Here is a 12,608-nt window from a genome sequence, read left to right as displayed (position 1 = left end):
AGAATTACCAACTCACTTCTGTGTATGGAGGGAATTCAGATGACAGCAGTACCGCATTTGCAAATAAAAAACCTTCGCGCCAAGATCGAGGACAAGGAGATCCTCAAAGGTCTGAATCTGGAAATCAAGGGCGGCGAAGTACACGCGATCATGGGACCGAATGGTACCGGTAAATCGACACTGGCATCTACGCTGATGGGTCATCCCAAATATGAGGTAACAGACGGCGAAGTGCTGTTGAATGGCGACGACCTTTTGGAAATGGAAGTAGACGAGCGCGCACGCGCAGGTCTGTTCCTGGCGATGCAATATCCGTCCGAAATCAGCGGCGTAACCAACTCCGACTTCCTGCGTTCCGCGATCAACGCGCGCCGCGGCGAAGGAAACGAAATCTCCCTGATGAAATTCATCCGCGAGATGGACAAAAAGATGAAGACGCTGGAAATGGACGACTCTTTTGCGCACCGTTACCTGAACGAAGGCTTCTCCGGCGGGGAGAAAAAGCGCAACGAGATTTTGCAGATGATGCTGTTGGAGCCAAGCATCTGTATTCTGGACGAAATCGACTCCGGTCTCGACATCGACGCGCTGAAAATCGTAGCCAACGGTGTAAACGAAATGCGTTCGGCTGACCGCGGTTTCCTGATTATTACGCACTACCAGCGTTTGCTGAACTATATCAAGCCTGACTTCGTACACGTCATGATGCAAGGTCGTATCGTGAAGTCCGGTGGTCCTGAGCTGGCTGAGCGTCTGGAGGCAGAAGGCTACGACTGGATCAAGGAAGAGCTCGGCATCGAGGACGAAACCGTTAACGCCAACGTGTAGGAAGAAGGAGGCAGCAGTGAAATGAGTGTGGATGTACAGCTCCGCTTCGGTTCCGAAGCGATCACCGAGTACTCCAAAGCTAATCAGGAGCCTGCCTGGTTCCTGGAAAAGCGCCTCGCTGGACTGAAGGCGGCGGGAGAGCTTCCGCTTCCCGCTTTGGAGAAAACGAAGATTGATAAATGGAATACGGCCGGGTTCGACCCGTTTCAAACCACTGCCAAGATCGCGTCGGCCAATGAGCTGAGCGATCTGGTAAAAGGACAAATCGACGTGGACAGCGTGAAAAATCTGGTGGTGCAAAAGAATGCTTCCGCCGTTTTTCAGGCCGTGACAGATGAGCTGAAGGCAAAAGGCGTTATTTTCACGACGCTGGCTGACGCGCTGCAAAACCATGGCGAACTCGTGCAAAAATACATGTATCAGGTAGTGGCACCAGATGAGCACAAGCTGAGCGCACTGCATGTCGCAGTCGTAAACGGCGGCGTTTTCCTCTACGTTCCGAAAAACGTGGAAGTGGATGTACCGCTGCAGGCTGTATACGAAGTTGCAGGCGACCAAGCGCTTCTTTGCCCGCATGTGCTGATCGTGGCAGAAGCGAACAGCAAAGTGACCTACGTGGACACATTCGTTTCTGGCGAAGGCAAAGACATGGTAGCCAACAGCATTGTGGAAGTGTTCGTAGGAGCGGGCGCATCGGTGCAGGTAGCGTCGGTACGTTCCTTGTCCGCGGAGGTTCACGACTACAGCTTCCGTCGCGCGACTGTTGACCGCGATGGAAAAATGGAATGGATTTTGGGCGAGATGAACGACGGCAACACCGTTGCCAACAACACGACCATCCTCAAAGGAACAGGCTCGAACGCCCTGACCAAATCCATTTCCGTAGGGACAGGTTCCCAGCGGCAAAACCTGACTTCCCAGGTTCAGCATATCGGCACTCACTCTGAATCGGACATGGTCAGCAAGGCTGTGATGACAGGGGAAGCAGTCAGCATTTTGAACGGGATTACCAAAATCGAAAAAGGCGCTGAAAAAGCAAACGGTGTGCAGGCGGAAAACATCCTGATGCTGAGTGACAAAGCTCGCGGCGACGCCAACCCGATCCTTTTGATCGACGAGGATGACGTGAAAGCGGGGCATGCTGCTTCGGTAGGACGCGTCAGCGAAGAGTCCATCTACTACCTGATGTCGCGTGGAATTTCCCGTCAGGACGCAGAACGCCTGATTATTCTTGGCTTCCTCGATCCGGTTGTTTCCGAAATTCCGGTGGAAGAAGTGAGAAACAAACTCCGTCAGGCGCTTGAAAGGAAGTTAGGCTAATGGACGCCAAGGAGCTTCGGAAATATTTTCCCATCCTTCACCAAGAGGTAAACGGACACCCGCTCGTCTATCTGGACAATGGAGCAACCTCTCAAAAGCCGATTCCGGTGATTGAGGCGATGGATAAATACTACAGGGAGTTCAACTCCAACGTGCACCGCGGTGTGCACACCTTGGGCAACCGGGCGACTGACGGCTACGAGGGCGCAAGGGAGAAGGTTCGCGCTTTCATCAACGCCCGCGAGGCAGCAGAAATCGTGTTCACCCGCGGAACGACCTCTGCGGTCAACACGGTAGCGTACGGCTACGCTCGCCTGGTTCTGAAGCCTGGAGATGAGATTGTCACCACGCTGGTAGAGCACCATGCCAATTTCATTCCATGGCAGCAGGCAGCCAAGGCAACCGGAGCGACCTTCAAGTTCATTCCGCTGGCAGAGGACGGTACCGTCACGCTGGAAGCGGTAAAAGCAACCGTTACGGACAATACCAAGATCGTGGCGATTCACCATATTTCCAACGTACTTGGCGATACGACTCCGATCAAGGAGATTGCCCGGATCGCGCACCAGCACGGCGCTCTTCTGTTTGTGGACGGGGCCCAGGGCGCTCCGCACAAAAAAATCGACGTCCAGGACTTGGATTGCGACTTCTACGCATTTTCCGGCCACAAAATGGCAGGCCCGACAGGCATTGGCGTCCTGTACGGCAAGCGCGAGGTGCTGGAGCAGGTTGAGCCGATGGAATTTGGCGGCGAAATGATCGACTACGTGGATATGTACGACTCTACGTGGAAGGAGCTGCCGTGGAAATTCGAAGGCGGCACGCCAATCATCGCAGGTGCGATCGGACTCGGGGCAGCGATTGACTTTTTGGAGGAAATCGGTCTGGAAAACATCGAGCGCCATGAAAAGCACCTGGTGAAATACGCCCTGGAACAAATGCGCGAGATCGAAGGGCTGAAGATTTACGGCCCGCAGCAGGATCGCAGCAGTTTAATTACATTCAATCTGGATACGGTACATCCGCATGATCTGGCGACTGTGCTGGACAGCTATGGAATCGCAGTCCGTGCAGGCCATCACTGCGCCCAGCCGCTTATGCGCTGGCTGAATGTGACGGCCACGGCTCGGGCAAGCTTCTACCTGTACAACACAGAAGAAGACGTAGATGTGCTGATAGCGGGATTGAAGAAGACGAAGGAGTATTTCGGAAATGTCTTCTCTTGATGATTTATACCGCCGCGTCATTATGGACCACTACCAGAAGCCGCGCAACCGCGGCAAGCTGGAAGAATCCGATGGACTCATTGTGAATCTGAATAACCCGACTTGTGGCGACAGCATCTCGCTCTCCTTGAAGGTAGAGGAGGGCAAGGTGGTGGACGCGAAGTTTCTCGGCGAAGGCTGTTCGATCAGCATGTCATCCGCTTCGATGATGACAGAGGCGATCAAAGGCTTGCCAGTAGAAAAGGCACTGGAACTGGCGCACAACTTTTCCGATATGATGCAGGGCAAAGAGATCGACGATTCCATTGATCTGGGTGACATCGAGGCTTTGTCGGGCGTAGCCAAGTTCCCGGCACGTATCAAGTGTGCGACTCTGGCCTGGAAGGCGCTGGAGCAAGGCATCCGGCAGGCCGAGCAGAAATAGCAGCCAGGTATGGACATGAATGAAGAAGGAGTGAGCAACGATGGCTAAAAAAGCCCCTGAGATACAGGATTATCAGTACGGCTTTCACGACAAGGACGTCTCTGTATTCCGTACGAAAAAGGGTCTGACCCGCGAGATCGTCGAGGAAATTTCCAGGATCAAGGAAGAGCCGGAATGGATGCTGGAATTCCGCTTGAAAGCCCTGGACATTTTCAACAGCATCCCGATGCCGAAATGGGGCGGCGATCTGGGCGACCTCGATTTCGACAACATCACGTACTACGTGAAGCCTTCGGAAAAGCAAGGCCGCAGTTGGGATGAGGTGCCGGAAGAAATCAAGGCGACCTTTGACAAGCTGGGGATTCCGGAAGCCGAGCAAAAATTCCTCGCGGGTGTATCCGCTCAATACGAATCCGAGGTCGTATACCACAACATGCAGGAAGACCTGGAAAAACTGGGCGTTCTGTTCTGCGACATGGATTCGGCTGTGAAGCTGTACCCGGAAATCGTGAAGGAATACTTCGCAACCGTCATTCCGCCAGCAGACAACAAGTTTGCGGCGCTGAACTCGGCTGTATGGTCCGGCGGCTCTTTCATTTACGTGCCAAAAGGCGTAAAAGTAGAAACGCCGCTGCAAGCATACTTCCGCATCAACTCGGAGAACATGGGGCAATTCGAGCGCACGCTGATTATCGCTGACGAGGATTCGTTCGTGCACTATGTAGAGGGCTGTACAGCTCCGATCTACAGCACGGACTCCCTGCACTCCGCTGTTGTAGAAATCATCGTGAAAGAGCGCGCTCGCTGCCGCTACACCACGATTCAAAACTGGTCGAACAACGTATACAACCTCGTAACCAAACGCGCGGTTGCCTACGCAGACGCAAACATGGAGTGGATCGACGGCAACATCGGCTCCAAGCTGACCATGAAATACCCTGCGGTTATCATGAAAGGCCCGCGCGCCAAAGGTACAGTCCTGTCCATCGCGGTAGCAGGCAAAGGCCAGCACCAGGACGCGGGCGCGAAAATGATTCACCTGGCGCCGGATTGCACCTCGACCATCATTTCCAAATCGATCTCCCGCGACGGCGGAAAAGTAACCTATCGCGGTCTGGCACAGTTTGGACGCAAGTCGGAAGGCTCCAAGTCCAACATCAAGTGCGACACGCTGATTCTGGATAAACTGTCCACGTCCGACACGATCCCGTACAACGAGATCATGAACGACAACATCACGCTGGAGCACGAAGCGACTGTCTCCAAAGTGTCCGAAGACCAGCTCTTCTACCTCATGAGCCGCGGCCTGACAGAAGCCGAAGCCACCGAAATGATCGTCATGGGCTTCATCGAGCCATTCACGAAGGAACTGCCGATGGAGTATGCGGTGGAGATGAACAGATTGATTAAGTTTGAGATGGAAGGCAGTATTGGGTAGGAAACGATAAAACGTTGTTGCCCCAGCATTTTATAAGTGGCATACGTGTTTTAAAAAATAATCGTGCCGATTTCGTGCCGATTCAAAAGGTTCCTTTGGTGTAGAAGGCGAACTTTTATGTTCGTCTTCTTCCATTTTTTCGGCGATGGACCAGGAGCGAGAGAAGCAGCTCACTGCGCTGCGAACGCTTTGCGTGACGCGGGGTATCCTGAAATATGACGAAGCCCTCCTTCAGAATTCTTGTCTGGAGAGGGCTTTCTTTGTTTATTCTGATTCATGTTGCTTCACTAGCACAGGAATACACATGCCAGTCATACTTCTTCAATATGTTACATTCATCAACAACGTAAATCTCCAATGGATCTTTGAGGATAATATCAAAAATGTCTCGTAGCTCCTTTTGAAGCACAAGGCGTCCAAACTCATCGACTTTTCTAACAACCCCGGTTGCATTCATCGTTTATTACTCGAAACTGAATAAAAAATGAGCAAAAAAGTGGAAATAAATCTAAAATTATGCTAAATTTTAAAAAGGGTAATATGGGTAATGTTGTAAAATTAGAGGGGTTAATTTTTTGAGAGATAATTGAAAAGCCAAAAAAAGAAGATTATTGATGTTGGAAATACAATGATAAAAATTATTAGTGTCTCTTTTGGATTCTTAATTGAATCACGAATAAAATTAGAGAAACCAAGTGTAAAGAAAAACGTGATATTTTCAAAAGCTTTGTCTGCAAGGCTTTTGTTTTGATCATCATTGTTTTTCAAAGTAAACACCTCTTTTGGGTTTATTACACAATATTACCGTTTATCTCCTTATTAATAAATAGTAAAGTAGTGCTGAAAATTATGCGAATAGAAATAATTGGTGGGATTTTTGTTAGGTATTTACAAAAAAGTAAAATAGATGTAATATTGATGTGTGTTAGATTCATCACCATAACCCGTGCTAGACATTGAAAAAACGTAGATGTTCCTCTATCGTGAAAGTTGTCCTGACCATCACAAGATAGGAGGAAATCTACGTTGTCTAACCAGTTTACCACAGACTTAATCGGCCTTCCATCGTTTCAACTTTCCCATTGGGACAAAACGACTGAAACCGATTGGGTAGTGACTCTCACTCCCAATCCAGCCTCTCATCTGTGTCCTCTCTGCCTGAAAGAGAGCACCAATCATGCTCGCCCAGGGTACCGTCTTCTTCGTCACCGCTTTATTCCTTCATGGGGTACTGTCTGGGTACGTGTTCCTGTATATCGACAACGTTGCCACGATTGCCAGATCACCTGGACTCTCGAATGGGATGGAATTCCCTATCGAGGAACGGCTACTTTTGCGTTTCGTCAAATGGCCGTTGAGTTGTGTCAGAAGAGGGATTTGCTTAGCGTTTCCAAACAACTCGGAATCTGCTATACGACATTGGAACGGTGGTATTACCAACTGGCTCCTCAGCTTCTCGCTAAGCCCCAAGATCATCTTACGCCTACTATGGTCTGTCTGGACGAGTTTGCTCTCCAAAAAGGACACAAGTACGGTGTCAACCTCATGGATGCACAAAGCGGGCATATCTGGCAGGTTACAGAAGGGCGTTCACGTGAGCAGGTTCGTCAGGCTCTCATGAACTGGCCCTTTGCTACGCCTCCACAGGTTGTTGTGACAGACTTGGCTCCTGGAATGGCTGAGACGGTTCGCGGTGTTTGGAAGGATGCCACGGTAGTAGCGGACAAGTTCCACGTCATTCAGCTCTTCTCCAAATCGTTAGAAGCTGCTCGTAAACGTACCCGTTCGCGGGGAACTCATCGCCGGGGTAGACATGAACAACGTCTGCTCCACACATCTCCTGATAAACTGAAACCTGAGGAACAGGAGGAATTGAAAGCCTGGTTCGCTCAAGATCCCCATTTGGAACGCCTTTACAACGCTCTTCAGCACATGAGAACGGTATATGCAGCTCAGACAGAAGAGTCGGGAAAAGAAGCACTCCAACAATGGATAACCGAGCACCTCACATCTCCCACCTCTGCCGTCCGTTCGATTGCAAAAACAATCGTTCAATGGCGACAGTCGGTTCAGAATTATTTTTCGTTTCGAGTTACAAATGCTCCGATTGAAGGGACACACAACAAAGTGAAAGTCATCAAGCGACGAGCCTATGGGTATCGCAACATCGAGCGGTTCAAGATTCGAATTCGGCTGGAGTGTAAACCAGCCATATAAAAAAGTGAAAAACTACGCTAGAGGAAGATCAAGCACGTTTAATGGTGAAGAGCTGTGTGTTAATAAATATAGAAAAATGTGGAGGTTACTATGAAACTAAACAAAGCAATTGTTAGTACTCTAACAGTCGCAACACTTTTAGCAACGACCGCAGGAAGTATTTACGCACATGAAAATGATGGTTCAAAAGAAGTAACAAACGAGTCGCATATTCAAAATGTGAAAGTCTCAGGGGATGCTGAGGTGGTACTCAATAACTTGATTCTGCTTGAGGAATATGTGGTTTTAGGCGATGATGGCTTGTACTATGTGAAAGAAGAATTGAAAGATTTAGTAGATCAAGAAACGTACGATATTCTCGTAAAAACGAACAGACAAATTAACGAAGTAATTAAAGCGAAAAAGATTACTTTCGATGAAAACGAGGATATTGAACAGTCTTTTAGCACATTATCCGTGGGCTCTAAATATTACGAGAATTACGAATACTATTGGTGGGGAACGCATTACATTTTAAATCGTTCACAGGCTGACTTACTGTCTAAGGATTTGCGGAAGTCATCGACAAGTTACGCATATCTTGCAATTGCAACTGCCTTAGCACCAGAAGGAACAGCCACTAAAGTCATTTCTGCGTATGCCGGATTGTTTGCTGCATACCATAATCAGATAGCGAATGATATCGATACAGAAAAAACGCGGTATGGGGTTTACTTGGATCTTGACTGGACGGAAATGATCTATAACGTATACTCAAGATAAATAAAAATAAACTCAGGGAATTGTATAATGTTTCCTGAGTTTGTTTTTGTTAGTAAATAACTGTATAATATTCACTGTAGGTAAGTGTTTACTTTGGAGGTGTTTTTTACGTGCATACAAATTTCAGTTTTTTGCTATTTGCGATCCCCCTCGTTATCCTTATCGTAGCCATTTGTAGAAATGTTATTTCGAAAGAAAAGATAAACAATCATTATGTAAGTATGGCAGTGTTTTTTTATATCCTTGTGCTTCAGTTATCTCAACAAAAGGAGAACATGTCATTGCTGTTAATTGTTGTATCAGTCATCGGTATTGTTTTTCTTTCGTTTCGAATTTATAAGCTCAAAAAAAATACACGAGGTGTTTGAAACCGAATAGGCGCTAGTAGGACCAATGAATTAGAAGTAATATTACTTAAGCGATCTTTTTTCATGGAGATGGGTGAGTGTTGCCCCCTGATACCGGCGAAGTTTTCTATGAGGAACAGATTCTCCGGCGGTCCGATGAGATCGTCAAGGTATTCCGGCCTGCCAGCCGCAGCGTCAAATTTGTGAAAATCAAAGCCAGCCAGAAGGCAAAGCGACGGCTTAGGAAGCTATCGCTCGCCGAGGCTGGCTTATTGTTGAAAATCGCCCATATGCCAGCGAGGGTACTAACCTTCTGAGGGACATAATGAGTGCGGCCAGAAGGGTACTCCTCTTACTGTTAAGGACGCCGATTGCTCTTACCCTCAGGCAAGAAAGATCGTCAAGTCGTTCATTGTGTAGCGGGTACTGCGGTGTGCGGAGGGTGACGGGAGGACAGCGCTGCCAATCAATCCGCTGTATTCACTCAACGGCAAGGCAGCAGCCCCCTCCTGCAGCTCTTCAGGCAGGAGATCACAGAAGCCGGGGAGGACTTGAATGCTGATTAGGGGGCCAGAAGCCAACAGCATCTGGAGCCTTACGGTTCTAAGCACCAACTCCATTTTTTGCGGTGTTACGAAACGAATACTTTTTTGCCCGAATAGTAGTCGTTTTGTAGCGCGCAAAAAAATCCAATCAACCCAGACTTATCAAGGTTTATAGCCATTTTAGGTCTGGCAATATTCTTTATCGCGACGAAGGAGATGAACAGCATGGACATACGAAAAATTCCTGTTTCAAAGATCAACCCGGCCCCGTACAACCCGAGGCTGGACTTGCAGCCGGGCGATGCCGAGTACGCAAAGCTGATACGATCATTCGAAGAGTTCGGCTGTGTCGAACCACTTATCTGGAACGAACCGGGAACCTCGTAGGTGGACATCAACGGTTCAAAATCTTGGTCATCGAACACCACGTCGATGAGATTGAGGTGTCTGTGGTAGATCTGGATGATACTAGGGGAAAAGCCCTCAATCTGGCGCTGAATAAGACCAGCGGGGCTTGGGATGAAGAAAAGCTGGCACTGGATTGTCAACACTAAATCAGACAATTTTTATAAGGGCTTCTTGGCGATACTGAACAGCCGTCATATAGCCTAAGGTGCCATGAATACGATGCTTGTTAAACCAGTTCACGTAATCGGATAATTCCAGCTCCAGATGACGAAGACTCTGGAAGTTCATCTGATTCACAAACTCTGTTTTCATGATCTTGTAGGTGGCTTCTGCCACAGCGTTGTCGTACGGACAGCCCTTCATACTTAGTGATCGGCCGATTCCAAACGTCTCCAAAAGCTCATCCATCTTTTGATTGTTGAACTCGCTACCACGGTCAGTATGAAACCACTGAATTTGGCGTAAATCACCTTGTACCGTCGCAAAAGCGCGGGAAATCAGTGCAGCGTCCTTGTTCGGACCTGCACTATGCCCAATAATCTCTCGATTGAATAAATCGACCAACACACAAATGTAATGCCATCGGTTCTGGACCTTCACATACGTTAGATCGCTGACGACGAAGCGTTTTGCCTCCTTCTGATCGAATTCTCGATCCAGAACATTTCCCGTCGTTGCTTCATTACAAGCGGTTTTATGGGGCTTATATTGAGCCACGGTATAGGGGGAAACGAGTCCTTGCTCTTTCATGATCCGACCAATCCGTCGTCTGGAGACGACGAGTCCGCGTTCCTGAAGCTTAACTTTGATCTTTCGTGTCCCGTAGGCCTTACGATTCTTCTGGAAAATCTCCACAATCGCTTCGGTTATTTTCTCTTCCTTTGCTCGTTCTTTCGCTTCATAGTAGAACGTACTTCTTGCGATTTGCAGGACGTCGCACATTGCTGATACCGAGTATTTATCACGATTATTCTTTATGATAGCTACTTTCGTCCCATGATCAGCGCGGCTTGCTTTAAAATATCTACCTCCATTTTCAGACGTTGGTTCTCTTTTCGCAAAGCAATCCATTCCTCTTCTTCTGATGAACGATTGTCCTTTTCCTTGAAAGAACCGGTTGTCTGTGCTTGCTTGATCCAGCGGTCCAGGGCAGAAGCTGTGAGGTCATATTCCTCCACAATTGCCGCTCTTGTTTTTCCGTTTTCATACAGCTTCACCATTTGAGTTTTAAACTCGGTTGTGAACGTGCGACGTTGTTTTTTAGGCATTGTAGAGATCCGCTCCTTAACATGATAGGTTTATTCTACAAGCCCTTATTTTTTTCTGTCCAACTTAGTGTAGCTGATCCAAACCTCTTTTTCCATGAAGTAAGTGCAAGATACGAGAGAGAGGGAGTATTCTGTTAACCAGCAACAAGAGTTTGGCGATCCGATACATGCTACAGCTATTCTGGATCGACTCTTACACCATTCCCACATCGTCAACATTAGAGGGAATAGTTACCGACTTCGTGAAAAAATGAGGACTGGAGCCTACGGCTCTCCCTCTACCACCTAACCAACAAAATCGCCGGGTGGGTCAGTTCTAAACCGGCGAGGGTGGGTCAAAATAAAGTCGGCGTTGACAGACAAGATGGTGGGGAACATTTTTTTCATACCAAAACATAGAAACGCTACGACAGAAAAATAAAGAAACAGGAGAGTTCTTATCTGGTACATATCTATGGTCAGTCAATATGATTATTTCCGAAGATGTAAGCCGTGAAACAATTGAAAAAGTGGTCGATCATTTAATTGAAGAAGGCGATTTGCAAAGGGTCATGGCGAAAATAGAAGATGTACCTTTTGGGGAAGAGGCTGACTATGGAGAAGACTTCTTTGACAAATGAAGGTTTTTATTTATTTCCGCTAGCCATCGCCACGTTGCCGCCAATGAACTACAATCACGCAGTCCTCATCAAAGCCCTGGCATGCTCACATCCTTCCCAAATAGGTATAAGCACGAAAAATGCTCTTGGTCTATATACTGTGGAAAAACCAGAAAAAAGGGGCTTTTGACAGATGTACGTTTTTTCCCCGAATTATTACGGTTACGATTTTAGACAGATCGCTATCATGGCTTGGACGCCGTCCGAAGTGGCGCTGAATCGAAAGCTAAGGGTTTTGTGGGAGCAACATGTTTACTGGACAAGGTTGGCGGTGAATAGTATCGTAGGCGACCTGCCTGATAAGGATGAAACGATTAAAAGGCTTCTGCGGAACGCTACAGATTTTGCGGCTGCTTTTGAACCTTTTTATGGAAAGGCCATTGCCGCACGATTTGGCGATTTGATGAAGCGACATCTTACGATTGCGGCCGAACTGGTTCAGGCACTGAAGACAGGCAATACCTCAGCCGCTGCAGATGCCCAGAAACGTTGGTTCGCTAACGCAGATGACATAGCTGTCTTCCTGGGGAGAATTAATCCTTTTTGGTCCACAGAGGAATGGAGACGCATGCTGGATGAGCATTTGAAGCTTCTCAGCAGCGAAGTGACTTCCCGCATCGCCGGAAACTATGCTGAAAACATCGCATTAAGTGACCGGATCGAATCACAAGCGCTGGAAATGGCAGACGTGATGACGAGCGGAATTATTCAACAATTTCCGATGGCCTTTTCCGCTTAACTGCTTTTAAAAAAAGGGGGTGTCCAGAAAGTCAGGGAAAACTGACTGCTGGACGCCCTTTCTTCCTTGTTAGGGCAGTATTTTAGGTGGCTTTCGCAATTTTTGCAGAACAATAGCTGTGTTGTTTTGCTACAAAGTAAAAATCTGAAAAGCCAGCACAAAAACCAAAAACATACTGACACCCAAAAAAGTGTAAGCTCTGGCTTTATTTTTGTTCCATGCAAATGCCCCTAAAGAAACCATGAGAACAACCAAGCCAAGCGTATTCAAGATTTCTAAAAAAGGAACATCGATTAGAAGGGAAGTTACTGCCATCACAATGACGATGATTGCAGTGACAGAAACCCAGAGAGGGAGCTTGCCCAAACGAAACACCAAATTCCTTTTTTGGTTAATTATAACATATTTCTTGGCGTGTTTCATGGAT

At 47.7% G+C, this 12,608-nt stretch carries 11 protein-coding genes and 3 pseudogenes; 11 read left to right on the top strand and 3 right to left on the bottom strand.

The annotated features are described in order from the left end of the window. Positions 1–39: 39 nt before the first annotated feature. The 5 genes from sufC to sufB are packed head-to-tail and all read left to right on the top strand — an operon-like array spanning position 40 to position 5,236. The gene (gene sufC, locus AAFJ72_RS17880; RefSeq protein WP_122906527.1) at positions 40–828 is read left to right on the top strand and encodes a Fe-S cluster assembly ATPase SufC; all 789 of its coding nucleotides are present in this window, start codon (positions 40–42) and stop codon (positions 826–828) included. A gap of 21 nt (positions 829–849) precedes the next feature. After that, positions 850–2,148: a Fe-S cluster assembly protein SufD gene (gene sufD, locus AAFJ72_RS17875; protein WP_432775044.1), complete on the top strand. Its 1,299-nt coding sequence runs from the start codon at positions 850–852 to the stop codon at positions 2,146–2,148. Next, positions 2,148–3,374, top strand: coding sequence for a cysteine desulfurase (locus tag AAFJ72_RS17870; RefSeq protein WP_122906529.1), 1,227 nt, complete (start codon positions 2,148–2,150; stop codon positions 3,372–3,374). The genes sufD and AAFJ72_RS17870 overlap by 1 nt, the downstream gene beginning before the upstream one ends. Continuing rightward, entirely contained in the window at positions 3,361–3,798 is a 438-nt protein-coding gene (sufU, locus tag AAFJ72_RS17865) for a Fe-S cluster assembly sulfur transfer protein SufU (protein WP_122906530.1), read from the top strand. The genes AAFJ72_RS17870 and sufU overlap by 14 nt, the downstream gene beginning before the upstream one ends. Before the next feature lie 40 nt (positions 3,799–3,838). After that, positions 3,839–5,236, top strand: a complete 1,398-nt coding sequence (gene sufB, locus AAFJ72_RS17860; RefSeq protein ID WP_432775042.1) for a Fe-S cluster assembly protein SufB — start codon at positions 3,839–3,841, stop codon at positions 5,234–5,236. Positions 5,237–5,549: 313 nt separating this feature from the next. On the opposite strand, the pseudogene AAFJ72_RS17855 reads toward sufB, so the two are convergent. After that, positions 5,550–5,693: pseudogene (locus AAFJ72_RS17855) on the bottom strand (AbrB/MazE/SpoVT family DNA-binding domain-containing protein); the annotation flags it as partial. Between the two features lie 569 nt (positions 5,694–6,262). On the opposite strand from AAFJ72_RS17855, the gene AAFJ72_RS17850 reads away from it, so the two are divergent. The 3 genes and pseudogenes from AAFJ72_RS17850 to AAFJ72_RS17840 all read left to right on the top strand — a co-directional run. After that, positions 6,263–7,453, top strand: coding sequence for an ISL3 family transposase (locus AAFJ72_RS17850; RefSeq protein WP_210178980.1), 1,191 nt, complete (start codon positions 6,263–6,265; stop codon positions 7,451–7,453). Between the two features lie 90 nt (positions 7,454–7,543). Then, a complete protein-coding gene (locus AAFJ72_RS17845; protein WP_432775041.1) occupies positions 7,544–8,215 on the top strand; it encodes a hypothetical protein in 672 nt (223 codons plus the stop codon). A 1,117-nt stretch (positions 8,216–9,332) separates the two neighbouring features. Beyond that, positions 9,333–9,640, top strand: a pseudogene (locus AAFJ72_RS17840) (ParB N-terminal domain-containing protein); the annotation flags it as partial. Between the two features lie 22 nt (positions 9,641–9,662). On the opposite strand, the gene AAFJ72_RS17835 reads toward AAFJ72_RS17840, so the two are convergent. After that, a protein-coding gene (locus AAFJ72_RS17835; RefSeq protein WP_432775040.1) for an IS3 family transposase occupies positions 9,663–10,783 on the bottom strand; the annotation gives its coding sequence in 2 pieces (ribosomal slippage) (positions 9,663–10,534 and positions 10,534–10,783; 1,122 coding nt in all). Between the two features lie 81 nt (positions 10,784–10,864). On the opposite strand from AAFJ72_RS17835, the pseudogene AAFJ72_RS17830 reads away from it, so the two are divergent. The 3 genes and pseudogenes from AAFJ72_RS17830 to AAFJ72_RS17820 all read left to right on the top strand — a co-directional run. Further along, a pseudogene (locus AAFJ72_RS17830) lies at positions 10,865–11,072 on the top strand (ATP-binding protein); the annotation flags it as partial. Between the two features lie 178 nt (positions 11,073–11,250). Further along, positions 11,251–11,403 carry a hypothetical protein gene (locus AAFJ72_RS17825; RefSeq protein WP_432775039.1) on the top strand — a complete coding sequence of 51 codons (153 nt, stop codon included), beginning with the start codon at positions 11,251–11,253 and terminating at the stop codon, positions 11,401–11,403. Positions 11,404–11,575: 172 nt separating this feature from the next. After that, positions 11,576–12,181, top strand: coding sequence for an acetylglutamate kinase (locus tag AAFJ72_RS17820; RefSeq protein WP_432775038.1), 606 nt, complete (start codon positions 11,576–11,578; stop codon positions 12,179–12,181). Positions 12,182–12,310: 129 nt separating this feature from the next. Here the strand turns inward: AAFJ72_RS17820 and AAFJ72_RS17815 are convergent, their stop codons facing one another. Then, positions 12,311–12,604, bottom strand: a complete 294-nt coding sequence (locus AAFJ72_RS17815; protein WP_432775036.1) for a hypothetical protein — start codon at positions 12,602–12,604, stop codon at positions 12,311–12,313. Between the last annotated feature and the right edge of the window lie 4 nt (positions 12,605–12,608).

Origin of the sequence: Brevibacillus gelatini (assembly GCF_050920745.1) — a bacterium.
Taxonomy (GTDB): domain Bacteria; phylum Bacillota; class Bacilli; order Brevibacillales; family Brevibacillaceae; genus Brevibacillus; species Brevibacillus gelatini.
The sequence above is the reverse complement of the archived record's forward strand: the minus strand, read 5'-3'. Positions and strand labels throughout refer to the sequence as shown.

What these genes read in the sequence shown, in the direction of transcription:
- AAFJ72_RS17845 (WP_432775041.1), top strand. Translation starts at nt 7,544, where the DNA reads ATGAAACTAAACAAAGCAATTGTTAGTACTCTAACAGTCGCAACACTT.
- sufU (WP_122906530.1), top strand. Translation starts at nt 3,361, where the DNA reads ATGTCTTCTCTTGATGATTTATACCGCCGCGTCATTATGGACCACTAC.
- sufB (WP_432775042.1), top strand. Translation starts at nt 3,839, where the DNA reads ATGGCTAAAAAAGCCCCTGAGATACAGGATTATCAGTACGGCTTTCAC.
- AAFJ72_RS17820 (WP_432775038.1), top strand. Translation starts at nt 11,576, where the DNA reads ATGTACGTTTTTTCCCCGAATTATTACGGTTACGATTTTAGACAGATC.
- AAFJ72_RS17815 (WP_432775036.1), bottom strand. Translation starts at nt 12,604, where the DNA reads ATGAAACACGCCAAGAAATATGTTATAATTAACCAAAAAAGGAATTTG.
- sufC (WP_122906527.1), top strand. Translation starts at nt 40, where the DNA reads ATGACAGCAGTACCGCATTTGCAAATAAAAAACCTTCGCGCCAAGATC.
- AAFJ72_RS17870 (WP_122906529.1), top strand. Translation starts at nt 2,148, where the DNA reads ATGGACGCCAAGGAGCTTCGGAAATATTTTCCCATCCTTCACCAAGAG.
- AAFJ72_RS17825 (WP_432775039.1), top strand. Translation starts at nt 11,251, where the DNA reads ATGATTATTTCCGAAGATGTAAGCCGTGAAACAATTGAAAAAGTGGTC.
- sufD (WP_432775044.1), top strand. Translation starts at nt 850, where the DNA reads ATGAGTGTGGATGTACAGCTCCGCTTCGGTTCCGAAGCGATCACCGAG.